Source organism: Amycolatopsis sp. NPDC104775, from assembly GCF_055583325.1.
Genome location: NZ_JBVJOE010000005.1, coordinates 468,086 through 488,384, shown reverse-complemented (window position 1 = coordinate 488,384; position 20,299 = coordinate 468,086). Strand labels below are relative to the sequence as shown.

The following is a 20,299-nucleotide window of genomic DNA, read 5'->3' as shown; positions in this document are numbered from 1 at the left end:
GCGTGACACGCGGACGCTCGCAGGCCTCAGCTGCCGTCGCCTCGCGGCATGTCGCAGTCTGACGCCTCTGGCCGGGCTCTGAGGCATTGCCTCGGAGAGCAACCCGAATCCCCGACGGGAACAGCCGCCCAGTCGTGCTTAATTCGTCACCGTGACGAATTAAGCACGACTGGCTGGACGTTGAGGTTGGAGCACAACGACTTTCTCCAACGCGTTGAGACCAACTCGGGCGGTACGAAGATCCACTCGACCAGCTGAACGCGCCTCAGATCCGATCCGCCGTCAGGCTGGTCCACGACGTCAAGACGGCAGACTTTGCCCGTCGCGCAGGGAAGAACCGGCTGCGAATGGATGGACCGGAAAGCGCTGTCCCCCAAGGGGATTCAGCCCCTTCTCAAGCCTCGCACAACCCCTTCCGCAGCCGTGTTTCATGCATAATCGCTATTATGCATCATATATCAGACAACGGGTAGCTTCGAAATTGTCGGTGCTGTGCGGTACAAGATCACTATGCTCGTTTCCGAGGCACAGCAAGCGTTCTTCGCGGCACGGCGGCCGCGCAAGGACTCGCCGCACACCACTGCCGCCTATCGGCGGGACCTCGCCGGGATCACCGCTCTCCTGCTGGCGGAGCTGGGTCGCGACGAGGTGCACGTCGAAGAGCTGACAGCGCCGGTGCTGCGGGCCGCCTTCGGCGCGTTCGCCGACAATCACGCGAAAAGTTCGGTGCTGCGCGCGTGGTCGACGTGGAACCAGTTCCTCACCTTCTGCGTATCGGACGGCCTGCTCGCGGGCAATCCGATGGGAGCCGTCGCGCGGCCCAAGACTCCCCCGCTCACCCCGAAACCCTTGCGGGGCGAGGAAACGCCGGAGCAACTGCTCACCGCGGCGGCCGACGGCGCTCGCCGGGCGCGGGATCCCTGGCCGGAGCGGGATGTGCTCGTCCTGGCTCTCGGGCTGGTCGCGGGCCTGCGAGCAGCGGAAATGCGCGCACTCACCCCGCGCTCGGTGGTCGGCCGAGACGGTGAACTGCGGTTGCACGTCCATGGCAAGGGCAGCCGGGACCGGTCGATCCCGGTGCAGCCGGCGATGGCGAAACTGATCGAGGACTACCAGGCTTCGTGCCGTCGGCGCTTCCCTCGACAGCGTTTCCCGGCGAGCGAACCACTGCTGCGGGACCGCGCGGGCAATCCGATCGGCCGCGGTGCGCTGGAGTACCTCGTGAAGTCGTGCTACCGGTGGGCGGGCCTGCATGACCGGGTGCCGACGGGCGCGAATCTCCACGCTCTGCGGCACACCTTCGCCACGCGACTGGCCGAGGACGGTGCTACCGCTTCGGAGATCATGTCCCTGCTTGGTCACGCGAGCCTGGCGACGAGCCAGAACTACATCGAAGCGACCGGCCGCGAACAGCGGGCCGCCGCGGCGAGCAACCGGACCTATCGGGCGCTCGACGGTTTGGCGCGGACGGACTCTTCCCGAGAGAGCACTGTGCGGGAGGCCGATGTGATTGCATGAGCGCGTGACTGACGAACCCTCGCGCGTCCTGCGTGCCAGCCGTGAGATCGAAGCCCCCGCGGAGCGAATCTTCGAGCTGATCGCCGATCCGGCGCGGCAGCCCGGCTGGGACGGCAACGACAACCTGGCCGAGGCGGAGCCGGGTCAGCGTGTCCACGCGGTCGGCGACGTTTTCACCACCACGCTCGTGACCGGGAAGGTCCGGGACAACCATGTCGTGGAGTTCGAGGAAGCTCGCCGGATGGCGTGGCTGCCCGCGGAACCAGGCCACGAACCGCCCGGGCATTTGTGGCGCTGGGAGCTGAATCCGCTCAGCGCGACGCGCACCGAGGTCACGCACACCTACGACTGGTCCGACCTCGACCCCAACGACACGAGGCGGAACACCCGAGCGCGGTCCACGACCGTGGAGGGACTGGCGGCGTCGCTGGAGAATCTGGCTAAGGCGGCGGAAACTCCGCGGCCGTAAGCCGGGTTCGCGCCGTTCTCGTTCGGTGGTCTTCGAATCTGTGCCCGGTCTTGGGGCTGGCCCGCTCCAGTCCCGCCTTCGGGCGCTCAGCGAGCACAGACTGTGCAGTCCGGCAGGGATAGCCGGAAGTCAGCTGCCTGCCAAGGTGATCCGCTGCCAGTGGTGGCCTCTCCCCTACGCCTGAGGGAACTCGATCGGGGTGGTCGCCGACCTTGTCAGCGATCTGCAGGAAGCAAACCTTCTGCGGACGGGCTTGGGGCCAGCTCCGCGCTTTGCCGGTGTGCCCGCAAGGCCGTGGCGAGCCACGCGAACGCAGGCACACTGGGCGGTTCCGGCGGGCGATTGTCGATCAGGCTCAGCAGCTCCCAGTAGCGTTCGACGCGGGGTTCGGCGACAAGGTCAAGCCATTCGAGCAGTGCTTGCGACTCGGGCTGGGAAAGATCGGCGGGCACGATGCGATCGAGGACCTCGCGGCCGATGTCTGATTCCGGAGCGACTCCCTTCTCGGCCGCGGGGCCCGCGTGCTCGAGTACCAGCGGTCGGACGTTGAGGCCGAACTCGATGCGGTTGTCGGATTCGCCGCGCAGGACCATCTGCGCAGGACCGCGCGGTTCAGCCGCAGGCGCTGGATCTGGGTTTCGAGAGCCTCGACGTGGCTCGCAGCGACCTCGGCCAGCGTGGACCGCCGGTCGAGTACCTCTCGCACCGCGTCCAGGCTAAGGCCAAGTTCGCGAAGTGTCTTGACCAGATGGAGACGGGCGACCGCATCGGCGCGGTAAAGCCGGTAGCCGCCCGCGGACCGTTCCGCGGGCGGTAGTACTCCGCTGTCGGACCAGAACCGGATCGTGCGCGCGGACAACCCGGTGCGGCGGGCAAGCTCTCCGATCGGGTAGCGCTCGGCCCCCTCGTCCATGCCTTCACACTGCACCTTCCACCCGCTGGAAGGTCAACTCGATTCTCTGGCTCGAGCTCAGGCGGCCGTCGTGCTCCGCGGGAAGTCCTTGCGCTTGATCTTCGCCCTTCGCCCGTCCGGGTGATGGAAGACGATGCCCTCCGCGAGATGCCCTGGCGAGAACTTGCTGTCCAAAGTGGTCAGGAACTCGCGCAAGCCCTGGTAGCTGCGCGGCACGTCGAGCACCGTGGGCGCTTGGAAGTCGAACGGGACGCACAGGTGGTCCGTCAGCGCCAGCGGGTTTCCCTGGATGCGCGGCCCGAGCGCCTCGCATGGGTGCTCGCCGTCCGGCCATCCCGAGACGTCGGTGTTTCCGGCGGCGGCGAGGATCCACTTGTCGTCGGCGGACGATTCGTCGGTGTCGACGTACCAGCCGTCCACGATTCCTTGCTGCTTTTGGGCTTTGTTCGGGTTGCGGCGCTTTTCGACGCGGACCACACGCCCGGAGCGGACGGTCAGGCGGACGTTGGTGCCGTCGAGTTTCTCGGTACCCACGCCGGCGCCGTCGAAGACCCACGCGCATTCGGCGCGGGGGCGGTCGATCACCTGGAAGCGCTCGTCGCGTTCGAAGAGCGTAGGGATCTTCTCCATGACTTGTTTGCCTCTCTTGACGTGCCCCAGTAGTTCCTCATGGCTGATGACGCCCTCGGCCAGTCCGCTCGCCAGCGACCGGACCAGGTCCGCCACCGACACGTCCGCTTCGACCGCGACGTGTTTCAGCGCCTTCTTCTCCTCCGGGGAGATCCAGGCGACGAGCCGCGACCAGCCTTCCGGGGGCGTCCAGCGAGCCGGGGCCGCGGGGTTTTTGCGGGGCCTGCCTCGCCCTCGGGGTTCGTCCATGGCGGGAACCGTAGGGCCACAGCACTGCTTGTGTCGATTGGCATAACAGAAAATAGACAGCAGCTCAGGACCAACTTTTCCGGACAGGAAAAGCGCTCAGCGAAGCTGTTCGAGATCCTTCGCCGCCGCCGCGATCTCCTCGGCGAGCTGACTCAGCTCCCCCGCCGACGCGCCGTCCTGGGCGGCGGTCACGATGTCCTCCGCGGCGCAGCGGAGCTGGAAAAGCCGGTCCTGCAGGGCGGCGATCTCGGTGTCCGACAGCACGACGGCGTCTTCGGGCAGGCCGCTGCGCTGCAGGGCGGTCCGGCGTTCGTAGGCGCGCTGGCGGCAGGACTGCCCGCAGTAGCGCCGGCGGCGTCCGACGTTGCCCGCTTCGGGCAGGCGGCGGCCGCACCAGCCGCAGTGTTTCGGGGCGTTCGTGCGGCGGGGCACGACGCGTTCGTCGCCGGTCAGAGCGTGTTCGGCCAGTTCCCTCACCCGCCGGACTCTAGCTGTCCATCACGTTCTCACGACGGGGCCACACCGATGACGCAGACTGGAAGCATGCGCCCACCGTTTCCGTACCTCGCCGACTCGCTCCCCCGCGCCTTCGCCCACCGCGGCTGGCACATCGGCGACCTGGAGGGGCTGGAGAATTCGCTGCCCGCCTTCCAGCGCGCGGTCGCCGAGGGGTACCGCTATCTCGAGACCGACGTGCACGCCACGGCGGACGGCGTGGTCGTGGTCCATCACGACGCGACGCTCGACCGCACGACCGACGGGCGCGGGGCGATCGCGACGCAGACCTGGGCTCAGCTCAAGGACGTCAAGATCGGCGGGCGGGCTCCGTTGTCCCGGCTGGAGGATCTGCTCGAGGAGCTGCCGGACGCGTTTTTCAACATCGATGTGAAGGCCGACAGCGCGGTGGTCCCGTTCGTCCGGACGTTGCAGCGGGCCGGGGCGATCGACCGGGTCGCGGCGGCGTCCTTCTCGGACTCGCGGCTGGCGAAGCTGCGGCGGCTGGCCGGGCCGAAGCTGCTGACCGCGATGGGGCCGCGGTCGGCGTTCCTGCTGTGGGCGAACGGATGGGCCCCGTTGCTGCCGGTCAGCCGGTTCGCGAGCGGGTGGCTCGCGCAGGTGCCGGTGCGGCAGGGGCCGTTGACGGTGGTCGACCGTTCGTTCGTGAAGTCGGCGGTGCGGCGCGGGTTCGAGGTGCACACGTGGACGATCGACGACGCGGACCAGATGCGGACGCTGCTGGACCTCGGCGTGCACGGGATCGTGACCGACCGGCCGGATCTGCTGCGCGAGGTGTTGCGGGAGCGGGGTGCGTGGAAGTAGCGGACTGAACCTGACCGCTACTGCAGGCAGGATCGACGGCGTGCCGAAGACTTCCGCGCGGCTGTTGTCGCTGCTCTCGTTGCTGCAGGCTCGGCGGGATTGGCCGGGTGCGCTGTTGGCGGAGCGGCTGGAGGTAAGTCCGCGCACGGTGCGCCGGGACGTCGACCGGTTGCGGGAGCTCGGGTATCCGATCGTCACGACGAAGGGTCCGGAGGGCGGTTACCGGCTCGACGCGGGTGCGCAGCTTCCCCCGTTGCTGTTCGACGACGATCAGGCTGTCGCGCTGGCTATCGCGTTGCAGGCGGCGACTGGGGCGGGAATCGAGGAGGCGGCCGCGCGGGCGTTGCAGACCGTGCGGCAGGTGATGCCCGCGCGGCTGAGGCATCGGGTGGACGCCTTGAGCTTCACCGCCGTCGAGCGCCCGCTGCCCAGCGCGGATCCGCACATTCTGGTCGCGTTGAGCGCTGCGGTGCGGGCGCGTGAGGTGCTGCGGTTCGATTACGCCCCAACGGATACGCCGCCCCGGCGCGTCGAGCCGCATCACCTCGTCACCTGGGGCCAGCGGTGGTACCTGGTCGCGTGGGATCTCGATCGCGAGGACTGGCGGATCTTCCGCGCGGACCGGATCACGCCGCGCACGCCGACCGGGCCGAAGTTCGCCGGGCGCGGGTTGCCCGATGTGGCCGCGTTCGTAGCCGCCCGGTTTCGCGGGACGGATCTGTCCGGCGAATGGCCGTGTCGCGGCGAGGCGATCCTGCGTCTGCCCGCGTCGGAGGCGGCGAGCTATCTGGCCGACGGCGTGATCGAGGCGCTCGGGCCGGACCGGTGCCGGGTGAGTCTCGGGGCCTGGTCGTGGCGCGGGCTGGCGGCCTCGTTCGGCCGGGTCGACGCCGGCCTCGAGGTCGTCGGCCCGGCCGAGCTCAAGACTGCGTTCCGGGAACTCGCCGCGCGCTATGCCGAAGCGGGGCGGGTCAGCGCGGAGCCTTGCCTTCCCACGCGGCCTTCCACGTCTTCGGACCCAGGCGGCCCGAGTCGTTGATTCCGTTGGCGCGCTGCAGGTCCAGGACCGCGGTGCGGGTCTTGTCGTAGTAGCAGCCGGTGCCGCTGAAGCCGTAGCCGAAGGCATTCATCCGCAGCTGGAACGTCCGCAGCGCGGGCGCGCAGTCGCCGTAGGCGTAGACGAGTCCGGGCCAGGCGGGCGCCGCGCCGGGCGGTCCCGGCGGCGGAGCGGGCTGCGGTTTGGGCGCGGGCGGGGTCGGCAGTCCGCCGCCGCCGATGTAGGCGGCTTCTTCCCAGGAGGGGACGCGCTTGCTGCGGGCGTCGCCGTCGTTGGCCAGGCCGAGCATGCCGCCGCATTCCCACGGCTGCCAGCCGCGCATCCGGTAGAGGTAGAGCGCGCGGTAGTCCTGTTCGCGGGGGCTGGCCTGGTCGGGGCGGCCCTGTCCGCCGACGCTGCGCCAGGTGGGGAGGTCGAACTGGTAGGCGCCGTAGTAGCCGTTGCCGGTGTTGATCGAGTAGCGGTCGCTCGACTCGCACATGCGGAGCTTGGCCCAGGTGCTCGAGGCGGGGTCCGCGGACGCCGCGCCGGTGACGACGAGTTCCATGCCGAGGACGGCCACCACGAGCAGGAAAGCTCTGGCGGCGGCCCGTCTGGCAGTGCGAACGCGGTTGGTCATGCCACGCACACTAAGCACGCGTCTCAGCGACCACAAGAGTCACACCACGCTCAGCAGTCTCACATGACACGCCCGGAAATCGCCGCAGCGACACGCCCGGCCCGGCGTGTCGCGGGGTCCTCCGCGCGGCGTGGCGCGAACCGGAGGCGACGAACCGGACACGGTTTGCCCCCTTCGGCGGTACCGGACCGGTCCGCGCCAGTAATGTCCGGCGCGACCTGGAGATTCGCGACCGAACGAGGAGCCGTGGATGACGCTGGCCGAGACCCGGGACAGCAAGCGGGAACGGTGGGGCTGGTACTTCTACGACTGGGCCAACTCGCCGTTCTACTCGTCGGTCACGACGGTGTTCGGAGCGCTCTACATGAGCACCGTGGCGGCCGCGGACGCGAAGCAGAACATCACCCTTAATGGGGACAGGGCGTGCCTCAACGCGGCCGGGGCGGACGACAAGCTTAACCACTGCGACGTGTCGCTGTTCGGCCTCCACTTCCCCGCCGGTTCGCTGTGGGGCTACCTGCTGTCGGTGGCGACCGTGGTGCAGGTGCTGGTGCTGCCGATCGCGGGCGCGGTGGCCGACCGCAGCCGCAACAAGCGCAAGATCCTCGGCGGGTTCGCCGTGCTCGGTGCGGCTGCGTCGGCGCTGATGTTCTTCATGGCCGGTTCGGACTGGCAGCTGGGCGCGGCGCTGTTCATCGTGGCGAACATCGGGTACGGCGGTTCGCTGGTCGTCTACTACTCGTTCCTGGTGGACATCGCGACTCCGGACGAGCGCGACGACGTTTCGGCCAAGGGCTGGGCGTTCGGCTACCTCGGCGGCGGGCTCGCGCTGGCGCTGCAGCTCGCCTTCTATCTCAGCCGCGAATCCCTCGGCATCGACACCGGTCTCGCGGTGCGGATCTGCTTCCTCACCTCGGGCATCTGGTGGGCGGTCTTCACCGTCCCGACGCTGCGCCGTCTCCCCCGCGTCCACGTGCCGGCCGCGACCCAGCGCGGGGTTTCGGTGCTGCGGGCCGGGTTCCGCGAGCTGCGCCAGACCCTCGGCGAGGCGAAGGCGTATCCGCTCACGCTCGCCTTCCTCGGCGCCTACCTGCTCTTCGCGGACGGGATCAACACCGTCGTGACGGTCTCGGCGCAGTACGGCAAGGACGAGCTGCGCTTCACCGACGAGGTGTTGATCGTCACGGTGCTGGTGATCCAGTTCCTCGCCTACGCCGGCGGCGTCCTGCACGGCCTGGTGGCGCGGCGCTTGGGCGCGAAGCGGACGATCCTGGTCAGCCTCGTGCTGTGGGTCGTGGTGCTGGGCGGGGCGTACTTCGTGCAGCCGAGGCAGCCGGTGCAGTTCTTCGCAGTCGCGGTCGGCATCGGGCTGGTGCTGGGCGGGACGAACGCGCTGGCCAGGTCGCTGTTCAGCCAGATGATCCCGGCCGGGAAGGACGCGCAGTACTACTCGCTCTACGTCGTCGGAGAGAAGGGCACGTCGTGGCTCGGGCCGCTGGTGTTCGCCGGCGTCGGGCAGGCGACCGGGTCGTTCCGGCTGGCGATCATCGCGCTCGTGGTGTTCTTCGTGCTCGGGTTCGTGTTCGTCGCGCTGGTGCCGGTGCGGCGGGCGATCGCCGCGGCCGGCAACCGTCCGCCGGAGGTGCTGTGAGGCCCAGATAGGGTCGGTCGTCGTGACCGCTGCAGACGACGTTGTGCTCGACGACCCCACCGACGCGCTTTCCGCGGCCCCGCCCGCCGGGGCCCGGCGCAACGGTCCGGCGCGGGGGCGGTTGAAGTTCTGCTACGGCCCGATGGACTGCGGGAAGTCGACGCTCGCGCTGCAGATCGACCACAACCACGCGCGCCAGGGCCGCCGCGGCCTCGTGCTGGTCCGCCACGACCGGTCCGGCGCGCCGCAGATCACCAGCCGGATCGGCATCGTCCGGCGCGCGACCGAGGTCGCGACCAGCACCGACATCCGGGACCTGGTGCGCGAGCAGTGGGCGCGCGGGCAGCACGTGGACTACGTGATCGTGGACGAGGCGCAGTTCCTCTCCCCCGCGCAGGTCGACCAGCTCGCCGAGCTCGCCGACGAGGCCGGCATCGACGTGTACTGCTTCGGCATCGCGACCGACTTCCGCAGCCGGCTCTTCCCCGGGGCCGCCCGGCTGTTCGAGATCGCCGACGAGCTGCAGCCGGTCCAGGTCGAGGTGCTCTGCTGGTGCGGGCTGCCCGGCCGGTTCAACGCGCGGGTGCGCGACGACGTGATTCTCCGTGACGGGGACACCGTTGTGGTAGCAGATACCGAACACTCCGTAGTTGAATCTTCAGCTTCAGCACGGTCTGATGCCGAAACGGTCACGGTCCGTTATCAGGTACTGTGCCGTCGCCACTTCCGCTCAGGGGATCTGGGACCCGCCGCCGCCCAGCACGGTCAGTTACGGTTGTCCTAGAGCTAACCTAACTAGCCCGACTGGGGGATATCCGCACTAAGAAGGCGGTATCCGCGTCACGTCAGAGGGCGAAACGACTCCCTCTGGAGGAAGCTGATGACCACGGGTGACGCAGCTCATCGTGAGCAGCGACATGGCGGGCCGGGAATCCCTCGCGCCCCTCGTTCGTTGCATAGGGTGAGCATCACCCTGGCTCCACCCGGAGCTGACTGAAAGGAATCCCACTATGGCCGACCGTGTTCTCCGTGGAAGCCGGCTGGGAGCGGTCAGCTACGAGACCGACCGCAATCACGACCTCGCTCCGCGCCGTACCGTGCGCTACTCCTGCCCCAAGAACCACGAGTTCGAGGTGCCGTTCTCCGACGACGCCGAGATCCCGACGGTGTGGGAGTGCCGCCTGCACGGCAGCGAATCCGAGATCGTCGACGGCGGGCAGCCCGAGCAGAAAAAGGTCAAGCCCCCCAGGACCCACTGGGACATGCTGCTGGAGCGCCGCTCCATCCCCGAGCTCGAGGACCTGCTGAACGAACGTCTCGCCGAGCTCAAGGGACGCCGGACCAGCCGGTCCGCTTGAGCCTCGGCCAGTAGCTGGCTCCCATCACCGAACCGGAAAAGCCCCCGCGACCTCCCCCCGCGGGGGCTTTTCCGTGTCCGCGGAACGCCGGGGCGGCTCGCGGAGCGCGACCAGGCGGTCCCGGCGCGAAGGTCGCGGCGGGCACTCGCCGAACGCGGCCGTTCGATTGCCCCGCGGGCCTTCCGAGCTTCGCCCCGGTTTTCGCCGGGTCTCTGGCCGGGGTCGCCGCTGGTCAGGCTGCCGCGTCGGCGCGCGCCTGCCGCCACCGCGGGCTGTCGACGTAGTGGTTGTCGTACTGCTCGGAGGACGCGGCGATCTCTTTCGGATCCGCCTCGCCGCGGGCGACGCGGTCGAGCAGCCGGTAGTAGTCGAAGCGGTCCATGCCGGGCGTGAAAACGACCAGCACGTCGGCGGCGGAGCCCGCGGCCGGGCCGAAGGCGTGCGGGACGGTCGGCGGCACGGCGAGGAAGTCGCCGGTTTCCAGGATGTGCAGGTCGTCGCCTGCGAGGACTTGGAGGGCGCCGCCGAGCACGTAGAAGAACTCGGTCGCGCGGGTGTGGAAGTGGGCCGGCGTGCCGAAAACGCCCTCGTTCAGGGTGGCTCGGTTGGCGGTGAACCGGTTGCCGGTGGTTCCGGAGTCGGCCAGCAGGGAGATCAGGCTGCCCGGGGCGTCGGAGAGCACTTCGGCTTCGGCGGAGCGGATCAGCGTGGTTTCGGACATCGGTTCCTCCGGGGGACGCGGGTTTGACAAGGGCTACTTTTCCGCCGCTGAGCTGGGCGAACAACGGCGAACCGCGCATCGGTTGATAAGCTCTGGGTTATCGATCGGAGGCACGGGTGGAACGCCGGGACATCGAGGTTTTCCTCGCGCTCGCCGAGGAGCTGCACTTCGGCCGGACCGCGGAACGGCTGCGGGTGTCGCAGGCCCGGGTCAGCCAGTCGGTCAAGACGATGGAGCGCCGGATCGGGGCGCGGCTGTTCGACCGCACCAGCCGACGGGTCTCCCTGACTCCGATCGGCCGCGCGCTGGAGGCCGACATCCGGCCCGCCTACCGGCAGCTGCTCGCCGGCATCGAGCGCGCGGTCGCGGCTGGACGCGGGGTCGAAGGCACCTTGCGGCTCGCTTTCGAAGCTCCGGCGGTGGCGGACCTGATCTCCGCCGCGACGGCCGCTTTCCGGGCCCGGTATCCAGGCTGCGAGATCGACATCAGCGAGGCGCCGTTCGAGGATCCGCTCGCCACGCTCCGGTCCGGCGCGGCCGACTTGGCCGTGGTTCTGCTGCCGGTTGACGACCCCGCGATCACGACGGGACCGGTGGTGCACACCGAGCCGATGGTGCTCGCGGTCGCGTCCGGGCATCCGTTCGCCCGCCGCGAGTTCGTCACCTTGGAGGATCTCGGCCGCGACACGGTCCTGCGCGCCGCGCACCCGCCGCCCGCCTACTGGCGAGAACCGCCCGAGCCGTGGACGACGCCCGCTGGCGTCCCCATCACCCGCGGGCGCGCCTACCGCACCTTTCAGGAGCTTCTGCTGGTCATCGGAGCGCGCGAAGGAATCTGCCCGCTCGCCGCGCACGCGGCGGAGTACTTCGCGCGTCCGGGCATCGCCTTCGTGCCCTTCCGCGACGCACCGCCGGCGCAGTGGGGATTGATGTGGCGCAGCGCCGGGGAAACCGCTCTGGTCAGGGCGTTCGCAACGACAGCCGCCGAGCACCGGCCCTAGCCAACGCCCAGACCGCGAACGCGCATCCGGCGAACGCCGCGCCCACGACGCTGGAACCGGCCCAGCCCGCGGCGGCGAACGCGGTGGTCGTCGTGGCCGCGCCCAGAGCGGAGCCGAGCGAGTAGAAGATCATGTAGCCGCCGATGACGCTGCTGGTGCGGTCCGGATGCGCCGCGGTGAGCAGGTGCTGGTTGCTGACGTGCACCGCCTGCACGGCGAAATCGAGCACCAGCACGCCCAGGCCCAGCAGCCACAGCGACGGCTGCCCGACCGCCAGCCAGGACACCGCCAGCAGGGTCAGCGCTCCCCCGGTGACCAGGCTCGCGCGTCCCCGGTCGGCCCAGCGTCCGGCGCGGGCCGCGCCCAGTGCACCGGCCAGGCCCACCAGTCCGAACAGGCCGATCTGCGCGGGGCTCAGGTTCCACGGCTCCGCCGCGAGCGGCAGTGACAGGCCGCTCCACAGCGTCCCGAACGACGCGAACAGGAAGAACGCGATCAACCCCCGTGAGAGAAACAGCGGCTCGCGGAACAGGCCGCCGAGCGAAGCCAGCACCTGCGGGTACGTGGCAGTGGAGCGGCGCGGGTCCGGCGGCATCGTCTTCAGCACGAGACCGGCGAGCATCGCCAGCAGCACCGCGAGCACGACGTAGACGCTGCGCCAGCCCCACAGCTCGGCCAGCGCACCGGCGGCGACGCGGGCACCCAAGATGCCGATGACCACGCCGGACGTCACGACGCCGAGGGTGCGGCCGCGCTCCTCCGGCGTCGACAGGGCGGCGGCGTAGGCGACGGTCGTCTGCACGACGACTGCGAACAGACCAGCGAGCGCCAGCCCGGTCAGCAGCAGCCAGGTGTGGGTGGCGGCCGCGGCCAGCGCAGTGCCGACGGCGGTCAGCAGCAGGTGCCCGGCGATGAGCTTGCGCCGGTCGGCGAGATCGCCCAACGGGACCAAGGCGGCGAGTCCGGCCAGGTAGCCGAGCTGCCCGGCGGCGACGATCCAGCCCAGGCCGGCGTCCGGCACTCCCAGGTCCGCGCCGACCTGGGCCAGGACGGGCTGAGCGGCGTAAATGCTCGCGACGGCGACCGCGCACACCGCGGCGAACACGGTCCGGCGGCCCGTAGTGAGGCCCATGACTCCCCAATCAGTAGCGAATTGCAACTGATCGCACCGTACGGCAGAATGGTTTCAAAGAGCAACTCATCAAGGAGGCGCGCACGTGGACGGCACCCCGGCCTGGACCGACCCGTCGTGTCCAGTGGCCCGCACCCTGGACCTCGTCGGCGACCGGTGGAGCCTGCTGATCGTCCGCGACGCGATGGACGGCGCGCGGGCGTTCACCGACTTCCAGCAGCGCACCGGCATCGCCCGCAACATCCTCACCGACCGGCTGCGCCGCCTGGTCGAGCGCGGCGTCCTCGACCGGCGGACCGCGGAGTCGGGCAAACGGCAGGTCTACTCGCTCACCCCGGCCGGACGCGACCTGTTCACCGTCGTCGTCGCCCTGCGGCAATGGGGCGAACGGCACGCCTTCTCCCCTGGCGAAGCCCACTCCGTGCTGGTCGACGAGACCGGGCAGCCGATTCCGCCGCTGCGGCCAGTCGCGGCGAGCGGCGCGGCGGCCGACGTCGAGACGACTTCGGTGCGCAAAGTGCGCTGAATCCCGCCAGACCCCTTGCCCTGGGGACGCGACGGGCTTATTGTCAACGTATCGCTTGATAAAGAGATCGGTTGATAAAGATGTCCGTTGACAACGTCGAGGACCGGCTGGACCGGGCGTTCACCGCGCTGGGCGACCCGATCCGGCGCGCGCTGATCGCCCGGCTGTCGCGCGGCGAAGCGACGGTGAACGAGCTGGCCGAGCCGTTCCCGGTGACGAAGCAAGCCGTGTCGCGGCACGTCCAGGTGCTGGAGGCGGCCGGGCTCATCACGCGCAGCCGCGACGGCCAGCGCCGCCCGTGCCACCTCAACGCGGCCGCGCTCGAAGAGCTGACCAGCTGGATCGACACCTACCGGCTGACCCGCGAACGCGAGTACCGCCGCCTCGACAGCCTTCTCGAAGAAACCAGCGCCCCCGAAAAGACCGAAAAGACCAAGGAGCAAGACCGATGAACCCGACCACCATCACCGCCCAGCCCGGCAGCCCGTTCATCGAGGTCGTCCGCGATTTCGACGCGACTGCCGCCCAGCTGTTCCGCGCCTTCACCGACCCGGACCTGATCACCCGCTGGCTTGGCCCGCGCGACGTCGAGATGCGGCTCATCGAGTTCGACGCGCACTCCGGCGGGGCGTACCGCTACGTGCACGTCGACGCCGACGGCGGCGAGCACGGGTTCCGCGGCGTCTTCCATTCCGTCGACAGAGCCGAGCGGATCGTCCAGACCTTCGAGTACGAAGGCACGCCCGGCAACGTCAGCCTGGACACCCTGACCTTCGAGGAACGGGACGGCCGCACGAGGCTGCGGACCCGGTCGGTCTTCCCGAGTGTCGAAGTGCGCGACGCCATGGTCGCGAGCGGGATGGAACGCGGGCTCCGGGATTCGATGGACCGGCTCGACGAACTCGCGCGCGACGCGGACCGGCCGGGGGCGAACCGGGTGGTCGTGGACATCTCGATGTCGCTGGACGGCTACGTCACCGCGCCGGGAGCCGGTCCCGACCGCGGGCTCGGCGCCGGCGGCGAACCGCTGCACGCCTGGGTGTCCGACCCGACGCCGCGCGACGCGGAGATCCTGCACCGGTCGTTCACCGAGACCGGAGCGGTGATCATGGGCCGGACCATGTTCGACGTCGTGGACGGCCCGAACGGCTGGGCCGACGAGGACGGCTACGGCGAGGGCGAGGACCGGATCCCCGCGCCGCCGGTCTTCGTCGTCACGCACTCCCGGCCCGAGAAAGTGCGGCTGGGCGAGCGGTTCCGGTTCGCCACCGACGGCCTGGAGGACGCGGTCGAGCAGGCTCGCGCGGCCGCGGGAGGCAAGGACGTCATGGTGATCGGCGGCGGGTCGATCGCGGCGCAGGTCCTCTACGCCGGGCTCGCGGACGTGCTGCGGATCCACCTCGCGCCGATCGTCCTCGGCGGCGGAACCCCGTTGTTCCCCGCCGGAAATCCCGGACCGGTGCGGCTGGAGCCGCTCGGTGCGGTGTCGACGCCGGGCGCCGAGCACCTCACCTACCGCGTGCTGCGCTAGCGGCGAGTCAGCCTCGGCCCAGCAGCCTCTTCAGCTGGGCCAGGCGGCGCTGCACGCCCCACTCCGCGACCCGGAAGAACGCCTCGGACATGATGCCGCCGCTCATCTTCGACACGCCGATCTCCCGGTCGGTGAAGGTGATCGGCACCTCGACGATGTCGAACCCGGCGTCCGCGGTGCGGCGCGTGAGGTCGATCTGGAAGCAGTAGCCGTGCGAGGCGACCTCGTTCAGCGCCAGCTTCTCCAACACCGGCCTGCGGTACGCGCGGAACCCGGCGGTCATGTCCGCGACCTTGATCCCCAGCGCGATCCGCGAGTACAGGTTCGCCCCGCGCGAGAGCAGCGTCCGGCGCAGCGGCCAGTTCACCGTGCTGCCGCCGGGCACGTACCGCGACCCGATCGACAGGTCCGCGTCGCCGACCGCGTCCAGCAGCCGAGGCAGGTCCTCCGGCGCGTGCGAGCCGTCGGCGTCCATCTCCACGAACGTCGCGTAGCCGCGCTCCATCCCCCAATGGAACCCGGCGATGTAGGCCTTGCCGAGGCCTTCCTTCGCGGTGCGGTGCAGCACGTGCACCCGCTTGTCCGCGGCCGCGCGCTCGTCGGCCAGCTCGCCGGTGCCGTCCGGGCTGCCGTCGTCGACGACGAGCACGTCGACGTCCGGGAGTGCCTTGTGGAGCCGGTCCAGCACCGGGCCGAGGTTCTCCCGCTCGTTGTAGGTCGGGATCACCACCAGCACCGGTTCGATCGTTTCGGCCCCCCGCGGCGCCTGCGCCATCCGTCTCCTCCGCATCCGGCGGGTCAGCCCGCCGCTTCCCCTGCTGTGGTCCCCGTCTTCGCGGCCGTCGCTGCTGTGCCGCGCCGGGTGCGAAAACGGAGCACGAACCCGCCGGCGACACCCGCTACCGCCAACGCCAGCAGTCCGTACTCCGTCCACGCACCGATTCGATCCGACAGCGTAGTCTGCGTGCGCAGCGGCACGCGCCCGACCAGGGCATCCGCCGTGAAAAGGCCGGTGGAGCTGGTGATCGTCCCGTCCGGGGCGACGAACGCGCTCACCCCGGACACCGCCGACACCACCACCGCGCGCCCATGCTCGACCGCCCGCAGCCGCGCCATCGCGAGCTGCTGGTAGCTCATCTCCCCCGGGCCGTACCACGCGTTGTTCGTCGGCACCACGAGCAGTTCGCCGCCGGCATTCGTCGCGTCGCGCGCGGGAGCGTCGAAGGCCGACTCGTAGCAGATGAACACGCCGACCTTCGTGCCCGCGACCGACAGCGCGGCGTTGGAACCGTCGCCGGGACGCATGTCGCGGGTGTCGTCGATGAACGGCGTCACGAGCCGCGCGATGGCGCGGGCGGGCACGTATTCGCCGAACGGCACGAGATCCCGTTTGACGTACCGCTGTCCTGGCCCGGTGTTCGGATCCCAGACGACCGCCGAGTTCTCCGCCGCCCCGTCCGGCGTGCGCACGAGCGCGCCGATGATCGCGGGCGAGCCGAAGGCCGACACCATCTGGTCGACGCCTGGGTCGCCACCGTCCAGCGGGGTCGAAGTTTCCGGCCACAGCAGCAGATCCGGCTTCGGGGCCTGTCCTGATTGGACTTTCCGCAGCAAGCGGGCGCTCTCGGCGAGGGCGTTGGCGCGCAGCACCCCGCGCTGTCCCTGCAGGGCCAGGCCGATGTCCGGCGCGTTGCCCTGCACGGAGCCGACGGTGAGCGAGCCGTTCTGCGCCTCGGTTCCGATCGTCGGCCACACCGCCAGCCCGGCGACGGCGGGAAGCACGGTGAACACCGCGGGCCACACCAGCGCGCGGTCCCAGGCCTTGCGCGTGCGCCACAGCCGGGCGATCAGCGCGGCCAGGCCGAAACCGGTGAGCACGACGGCGAAACCGACCAGCGGCGCGCCGCCGACCGACGCCAGCGACAGGAACGCGCCCTCGGGCTGGCTGAACGCGACGCGCCCCCAGGGGAACCCGCCGAGCGGAAACCAGGTGCGCGGCGTTTCGAGCGCGATGAACACCAGCGCGCCCCAGAGCGGCGCCAGCGGCAGCCGCGCCACAACCTGGATCAGCCACCCGGCGAGTCCGAAGTAGAGCGACAGCGCGAACGACAGCGCCAGCCACGGCAGCGGCCCGAAGTCGCGGCCGAGGAAGTCCTGCAGCCACACCAGCAGCGGCACGAAGAACGCCATGCCGAACACGAAGCCGTACCCGAACGCGCCGCGGAACGACCGTCCACGAAGGACCAGCGCGAACGCGGCGAACGCGATCGGGGCCAGCCACCACAGCGGGCGCGGCGCGAAGCTGAGGTAGTAGCCGTAGCCCGTCGCCGCCGTCGCCGCGACGCGCGCGAGCCAGGGCTTCCACGCCCGCTTTCGCTTGGTCTTGTGCGCAACGCCCGAATCGGCGTCCGCCACGCTCACTGCCACACCCGGAACTCTAAGCGGCCGGTGTGAACTCGTCGTAGATGACCGTGCCGCCGCGGACCGTGCGCAGGCAGCGCGGCAGCGGCGTGCCCGGCTCCAGCCTCGGCAGCGGCGGCACGCCCGAACGCGGGTCGGTGGACCAGCGCTGCACGCGGCTGTCGGCCGTGGCCACGACGAGGTCGGCCGCGTCCCAGATCGCGTAGTGCGCGGGCGCGCCCGGGACGAGGCTGCCGGTCACGCCGTCGTTGACGCCCGCCGCGCGGTGTCCGGCGCGCGTGTGCGCGGTGAACGCGGCACGGGCGGAGAGCCGAGCTTCGGGAGTGTGGTGGTGCACCGCCGCGCGGACCGCCGCCCACGGGTCGACCGCGGTGACCGGCGCGTCGCTGCCGAAGGCGAGCACGACTCCCTCGGCGGCGAGCTGCGCGAACGGGTTCAGCGCGGCCGCGCGGGCGCCGAGACGTTCCGCGTACATGCCGGAGTCGCCGCCCCAGGCTTCGTCGAACAGCGGCTGCACAGACGCGACCACCCCCCAGCCGGCGAGTTCGCGCGCCTGGTCCGCAGTGACCATCTCCAAGTGCTCCAGCCGGTGGTGCCGGGCGGCGAGAGAACGCTGGCCGATCTGCTTCTCGGCAAGGCGGAATCCTTCGACCACCTCGCCGACCGCGGCGTCGCCGATGACGTGGAAGCCCGCCTGCAGCCCGGCTTCGGTGCAGGCGACGAGGTGGTCGGCGATGACCGCGGCGTCGGCGTAAAGGGAGCCGGAGGTGCCGGGCTCGTCGGAGTACGGCGCGGTAAGGGCCGCGGTGCGGGAGCCGAGCGCTCCGTCGACGAAAAGATCTCCGGCGACGCCGTGCGCGCCCAGGCGGCGGGCAGTGTCGAGGCCGTCGAGCTGCCCCCAGTAGCCGACGACTTCCGGCAGTTTCGGATCGGCGAGCGCCATCAGGTCGGCGAAGTCTTCCTCGCCGGAGATGTCCGGGCCCGCGCATTCGTGCACCGACACGATCCCGCGCGCGGCAGCCGTCTCAAGGAACGCGCGCTGGGCCGCCTGGCGCTGCGACCGGGTGACCGCGGCACGGGCCGCGCCCCGGACGCGGTGGTGGGCTTCGCGGGTGAGCGGGCCGTCGGCCGACCATCCGGCGGCGGATTCGACGCCCGGCGCGAGTTCGACCAGCGCGCTCGACACCAAAGCGGAGTGGACGTCGACGCGGCTCAGGTAAACGGGCGTGCCACCAGCGGCGTCGTCCAGCTCGGCCCGGCTCGGCAGCCGCTGCTCGGTCCAGGACGACTCGTCCCAGCCGTGCGCGAGCAGAACCTGCCCGGGAACGACGGCCCCGCGCACCGCGGCGAGCAGTTCGGCGGAGCCGCGGACGGCGGTCAGGTCGAGACCGGTCAGGTGCAGCCCGGTGGAGGTGGCGTGCACGTGCGCGTCCACGAACGCCGGCGCGACGAAGGCCCCGTCCAGGTCGACCACCTCGGCGTCCGGGTGCAGCGCGCGGGCCGGCGCGTCCTGGCCGACCCACACCACGGTGCCGCCGGAGACCGCCATCGCGGTGGCGTCCGGGGAGGACGGGGTGTAGACGCGGCCGCCGAGCAGGAGCGTGGTGCTGTCGTTCACTCCCCGAGTCTCCCGCCTGGTCTTCCGAGCAGGACCGACCGGGTCGTCATGCAGAAATATTTACGGTCGACTAACGTTATGGCAGGATATTTTCACGCGTTCCCGACGACTAGGAGTACAGATGACTGCGATCCAGGAACCTGTGCCGACTGCCGCCGCCTTTGACCAGCCGTACGAGTACGCCCGCGCCGAGCTGGTGGAACCCGACTGGCGCCGCTTCCCCGGCTGGCACGACGTGACCGAGGCGGAGTGGAGGGACGCGCAATGGCAGCGAGTGCACTGCGTGCGCAACGTCAAGCAGCTGCGCGCCCTGATGGGCGACCTGCTGGAGGATCGGTTCTACGAGGACCTGCTCGCCGACCAGCGCGAGATGGCCACGATGTCGATGCTGCTGCCGCCGCAGATGATCAACACGATGGCCCCGCACGCGGGCACCGACCCGGCGAAGGTCACCGAGGCGTTCTACGCGGACCCGATCCGCCGCTACATGCTCCCGGTGCGCAGCGACCGGCACGACCGGTGGCCCAGCCACCCGCACGCCGAACGAGACTCGCTCCACGAGGCCGAGATGTGGGTGGTCGAGGGGCTCACCCACCGCTACCCGACCAAGGTGCTGGCCGAGATGATCTCGACCTGCCCGCAGTACTGCGGCCACTGCACCCGGATGGACCTCGTCGGCAACTCCACCGAACAGGTCGAGAAGCACAAGCTCGCGCTCAAACCGGTCGACCGCCAGGACGCCATGATCGACTACCTCAAGCGCACCCCCGGCGTCCGCGACGTAGTGGTGTCGGGCGGCGACGTGGCCAACGTGCCGTGGCCGCAGCTGGAGTCGTTCCTGATGCGCCTGATGGACATCGAGACGGTGCGCGACATCCGCCTGGCCACGAAGGCCCTCGCGGCGCTCCCGCAGCACTGGCTCCAGCCAAAGGTGACCGAAGGCCTGCAGCGGGTCGCCTTGACCGCACAGGCGCGCGGGGTGAACCTGGCGATCCACACGCACGTGAACCACGCACAGTCGGTGACGCCCCTGGTCGCGGAGGCGGCGCGGACGGCGTTGCAGGTGGGGGTTCGGGATGTGCGGAACCAGGGCGTGCTGATGCGGGGGGTCAATGCTACCCCTACGGCGCTGTTGGATCTTTGCTTTGCTTTGCAGGGCGAGGCCAATATTCTACCTTATTATTTTTACATGTGCGACATGATTCCGAATGCGGAGCATTGGCGGGTTTCCGTGCATGAGGCGCAGGAATTGCAGCATTCGATCATGGGGTACTTGCCGGGGTATGCGACGCCGCGGATTGTGTGCGACGTGCCTTACGTGGGGAAGCGGTGGGTGCATCAGTTGGCCGAGTACGATCGTGACTTGGGGATTTCGTACTGGACTAAGAATTATCGGACCGGGATCGAGCACGAGGACCCGGAGGCGTTGCAGCGGAAGTACCCGTATTACGACCCGATCCAGACCTTGCCCGAGGCTGGGCAGCGGTGGTGGGCTGAACAGCCGCGCTGATCCCGAGCATATGATTTCGAGCACATGATTTCGAGCGCTTGCCCACGGTTGGGCG

At 70.1% G+C, this 20,299-nt stretch carries 21 protein-coding genes and 1 pseudogene; 12 read left to right on the top strand and 10 right to left on the bottom strand.

Annotated elements, in window-relative coordinates:
* The first annotated feature begins 492 nt into the window (after nucleotides 1–492).
* Nucleotides 493–1,518: a tyrosine-type recombinase/integrase gene (locus ACZ63D_RS24950; protein ID WP_465356750.1), complete on the top strand. Its 1,026-nt coding sequence runs from the start codon at nucleotides 493–495 to the stop codon at nucleotides 1,516–1,518.
* 4 nt (nucleotides 1,519–1,522) lie between these two features.
* Nucleotides 1,523–1,987: an SRPBCC family protein gene (locus ACZ63D_RS24945; RefSeq protein WP_465356749.1), complete on the top strand. Its 465-nt coding sequence runs from the start codon at nucleotides 1,523–1,525 to the stop codon at nucleotides 1,985–1,987.
* Nucleotides 1,988–2,202: 215 nt separating this feature from the next.
* On the opposite strand, the gene ACZ63D_RS24940 is transcribed toward ACZ63D_RS24945, so the two are convergent.
* The 4 genes and pseudogenes from ACZ63D_RS24940 to ACZ63D_RS24925 all read right to left on the bottom strand — a co-directional run bounded on the left by ACZ63D_RS24940 (nucleotide 2,203) and on the right by ACZ63D_RS24925 (nucleotide 4,256).
* Nucleotides 2,203–2,580: a hypothetical protein gene (locus ACZ63D_RS24940; RefSeq protein WP_465357007.1), complete on the bottom strand. Its 378-nt coding sequence runs from the start codon at nucleotides 2,578–2,580 to the stop codon at nucleotides 2,203–2,205.
* A gap of 59 nt (nucleotides 2,581–2,639) precedes the next feature.
* Nucleotides 2,640–2,900, bottom strand: a pseudogene (locus ACZ63D_RS24935) (helix-turn-helix domain-containing protein); the annotation flags it as partial.
* 57 nt (nucleotides 2,901–2,957) lie between these two features.
* Nucleotides 2,958–3,779, bottom strand: a complete 822-nt coding sequence (locus tag ACZ63D_RS24930; protein WP_465356748.1) for a hypothetical protein — start codon at nucleotides 3,777–3,779, stop codon at nucleotides 2,958–2,960.
* Between the two features lie 96 nt (nucleotides 3,780–3,875).
* The gene (locus ACZ63D_RS24925; protein WP_465356747.1) at nucleotides 3,876–4,256 is read right to left on the bottom strand and encodes a hypothetical protein; all 381 of its coding nucleotides are present in this window, start codon (nucleotides 4,254–4,256) and stop codon (nucleotides 3,876–3,878) included.
* Between the two features lie 66 nt (nucleotides 4,257–4,322).
* Here ACZ63D_RS24925 and ACZ63D_RS24920 point away from each other — a divergent pair, with 66 nt between their 5' ends.
* Together ACZ63D_RS24920 and ACZ63D_RS24915 are read left to right on the top strand one after the other, a co-directional pair.
* The gene (locus tag ACZ63D_RS24920) at nucleotides 4,323–5,099 is read left to right on the top strand and encodes a glycerophosphodiester phosphodiesterase (protein WP_465356746.1); all 777 of its coding nucleotides are present in this window, start codon (nucleotides 4,323–4,325) and stop codon (nucleotides 5,097–5,099) included.
* 40 nt (nucleotides 5,100–5,139) lie between these two features.
* Nucleotides 5,140–6,138, top strand: a complete 999-nt coding sequence (locus ACZ63D_RS24915) for a helix-turn-helix transcriptional regulator (RefSeq protein ID WP_465356745.1) — start codon at nucleotides 5,140–5,142, stop codon at nucleotides 6,136–6,138.
* Here the strand turns inward: ACZ63D_RS24915 and ACZ63D_RS24910 are convergent.
* A complete protein-coding gene (locus ACZ63D_RS24910) occupies nucleotides 6,071–6,775 on the bottom strand; it encodes a transglycosylase family protein (protein WP_465356744.1) in 705 nt (234 codons plus the stop codon). The genes ACZ63D_RS24915 and ACZ63D_RS24910 overlap by 68 nt on opposite strands.
* A 250-nt stretch (nucleotides 6,776–7,025) precedes the next feature.
* Between ACZ63D_RS24910 and ACZ63D_RS24905 the strand changes: the two genes are divergently transcribed.
* The 3 genes from ACZ63D_RS24905 (at nucleotide 7,026) to ACZ63D_RS24895 (ending at nucleotide 9,784) form a co-directional block, all read left to right on the top strand.
* Nucleotides 7,026–8,426 carry an MFS transporter gene (locus tag ACZ63D_RS24905; protein WP_465356743.1) on the top strand — a complete coding sequence of 467 codons (1,401 nt, stop codon included), beginning with the start codon at nucleotides 7,026–7,028 and terminating at the stop codon, nucleotides 8,424–8,426.
* A 22-nt stretch (nucleotides 8,427–8,448) separates the two neighbouring features.
* The gene (locus ACZ63D_RS24900) at nucleotides 8,449–9,210 is read left to right on the top strand and encodes a thymidine kinase (RefSeq protein WP_465356742.1); all 762 of its coding nucleotides are present in this window, start codon (nucleotides 8,449–8,451) and stop codon (nucleotides 9,208–9,210) included.
* A 226-nt stretch (nucleotides 9,211–9,436) separates the two neighbouring features.
* Nucleotides 9,437–9,784, top strand: a complete 348-nt coding sequence (locus ACZ63D_RS24895) for an RNA polymerase-binding protein RbpA (RefSeq protein ID WP_009078445.1) — start codon at nucleotides 9,437–9,439, stop codon at nucleotides 9,782–9,784.
* Nucleotides 9,785–10,016: 232 nt separating this feature from the next.
* Here the strand turns inward: ACZ63D_RS24895 and ACZ63D_RS24890 are convergent, their stop codons facing one another.
* Complete coding sequence (locus ACZ63D_RS24890; RefSeq protein WP_465356741.1) at nucleotides 10,017–10,505, bottom strand: cupin domain-containing protein; 489 nt, start codon at nucleotides 10,503–10,505, stop codon at nucleotides 10,017–10,019.
* A 116-nt stretch (nucleotides 10,506–10,621) separates the two neighbouring features.
* Between ACZ63D_RS24890 and ACZ63D_RS24885 the strand changes: the two genes are divergently transcribed.
* Nucleotides 10,622–11,506 carry a LysR family transcriptional regulator gene (locus ACZ63D_RS24885; protein ID WP_465356740.1) on the top strand — a complete coding sequence of 295 codons (885 nt, stop codon included), beginning with the start codon at nucleotides 10,622–10,624 and terminating at the stop codon, nucleotides 11,504–11,506.
* Here ACZ63D_RS24885 and ACZ63D_RS24880 read toward each other — a convergent pair.
* Nucleotides 11,466–12,638 carry an MFS transporter gene (locus ACZ63D_RS24880; RefSeq protein WP_465356739.1) on the bottom strand — a complete coding sequence of 391 codons (1,173 nt, stop codon included), beginning with the start codon at nucleotides 12,636–12,638 and terminating at the stop codon, nucleotides 11,466–11,468. The two genes, ACZ63D_RS24885 and ACZ63D_RS24880, sit on opposite strands and share 41 nt — an antisense overlap.
* 85 nt (nucleotides 12,639–12,723) lie before the next feature.
* Here ACZ63D_RS24880 and ACZ63D_RS24875 point away from each other — a divergent pair, with 85 nt between their 5' ends.
* The 3 genes from ACZ63D_RS24875 (at nucleotide 12,724) to ACZ63D_RS24865 (ending at nucleotide 14,695) form a co-directional block, all read left to right on the top strand.
* Entirely contained in the window at nucleotides 12,724–13,164 is a 441-nt protein-coding gene (locus ACZ63D_RS24875; protein ID WP_465356738.1) for a winged helix-turn-helix transcriptional regulator, read from the top strand.
* An 80-nt stretch (nucleotides 13,165–13,244) separates the two neighbouring features.
* Nucleotides 13,245–13,616 (top strand): ArsR/SmtB family transcription factor, encoded by a 372-nt coding sequence (locus tag ACZ63D_RS24870; protein ID WP_465356737.1) that lies wholly within the window; start codon nucleotides 13,245–13,247, stop codon nucleotides 13,614–13,616.
* Complete coding sequence (locus tag ACZ63D_RS24865) at nucleotides 13,613–14,695, top strand: SRPBCC domain-containing protein (RefSeq protein ID WP_465356736.1); 1,083 nt, start codon at nucleotides 13,613–13,615, stop codon at nucleotides 14,693–14,695. The genes ACZ63D_RS24870 and ACZ63D_RS24865 overlap by 4 nt, the downstream gene beginning before the upstream one ends.
* 7 nt (nucleotides 14,696–14,702) lie before the next feature.
* Here ACZ63D_RS24865 and ACZ63D_RS24860 read toward each other — a convergent pair whose 3' ends face one another.
* From ACZ63D_RS24860 to ACZ63D_RS24850, 3 genes are read right to left on the bottom strand one after another with little or no spacing between them, the layout of a single operon-like run.
* A complete protein-coding gene (locus ACZ63D_RS24860; RefSeq protein ID WP_465356735.1) occupies nucleotides 14,703–15,470 on the bottom strand; it encodes a polyprenol monophosphomannose synthase in 768 nt (255 codons plus the stop codon).
* Nucleotides 15,471–15,493: 23 nt separating this feature from the next.
* Entirely contained in the window at nucleotides 15,494–17,122 is a 1,629-nt protein-coding gene (gene lnt, locus ACZ63D_RS24855; RefSeq protein ID WP_465356734.1) for an apolipoprotein N-acyltransferase, read from the bottom strand.
* Nucleotides 17,123–17,132: 10 nt separating this feature from the next.
* Nucleotides 17,133–18,734: an amidohydrolase gene (locus tag ACZ63D_RS24850; protein ID WP_465356733.1), complete on the bottom strand. Its 1,602-nt coding sequence runs from the start codon at nucleotides 18,732–18,734 to the stop codon at nucleotides 17,133–17,135.
* Between the two features lie 121 nt (nucleotides 18,735–18,855).
* Between ACZ63D_RS24850 and ACZ63D_RS24845 the strand changes: the two genes are divergently transcribed.
* On the top strand, nucleotides 18,856–20,244 hold the full coding sequence (locus ACZ63D_RS24845; RefSeq protein WP_465356732.1) for a KamA family radical SAM protein: 1,389 nt from the start codon (nucleotides 18,856–18,858) through the stop codon (nucleotides 20,242–20,244).
* Nucleotides 20,245–20,299: the final 55 nt, after the last annotated feature.

Coding starts and splice junctions, on each gene's coding strand:
- ACZ63D_RS24940 (WP_465357007.1), bottom strand. CDS start 2,580: ATGGTCCTGCGCGGCGAATCCGACAACCGCATCGAGTTCGGCCTCAAC.
- ACZ63D_RS24930 (WP_465356748.1), bottom strand. CDS start 3,779: ATGGACGAACCCCGAGGGCGAGGCAGGCCCCGCAAAAACCCCGCGGCC.
- ACZ63D_RS24920 (WP_465356746.1), top strand. CDS start 4,323: ATGCGCCCACCGTTTCCGTACCTCGCCGACTCGCTCCCCCGCGCCTTC.
- ACZ63D_RS24910 (WP_465356744.1), bottom strand. CDS start 6,775: ATGACCAACCGCGTTCGCACTGCCAGACGGGCCGCCGCCAGAGCTTTC.
- ACZ63D_RS24905 (WP_465356743.1), top strand. CDS start 7,026: ATGACGCTGGCCGAGACCCGGGACAGCAAGCGGGAACGGTGGGGCTGG.
- ACZ63D_RS24895 (WP_009078445.1), top strand. CDS start 9,437: ATGGCCGACCGTGTTCTCCGTGGAAGCCGGCTGGGAGCGGTCAGCTAC.
- ACZ63D_RS24890 (WP_465356741.1), bottom strand. CDS start 10,505: ATGTCCGAAACCACGCTGATCCGCTCCGCCGAAGCCGAAGTGCTCTCC.
- ACZ63D_RS24880 (WP_465356739.1), bottom strand. CDS start 12,638: ATGGGCCTCACTACGGGCCGCCGGACCGTGTTCGCCGCGGTGTGCGCG.
- ACZ63D_RS24870 (WP_465356737.1), top strand. CDS start 13,245: ATGTCCGTTGACAACGTCGAGGACCGGCTGGACCGGGCGTTCACCGCG.
- ACZ63D_RS24865 (WP_465356736.1), top strand. CDS start 13,613: ATGAACCCGACCACCATCACCGCCCAGCCCGGCAGCCCGTTCATCGAG.
- ACZ63D_RS24860 (WP_465356735.1), bottom strand. CDS start 15,470: ATGGCGCAGGCGCCGCGGGGGGCCGAAACGATCGAACCGGTGCTGGTG.
- ACZ63D_RS24845 (WP_465356732.1), top strand. CDS start 18,856: ATGACTGCGATCCAGGAACCTGTGCCGACTGCCGCCGCCTTTGACCAG.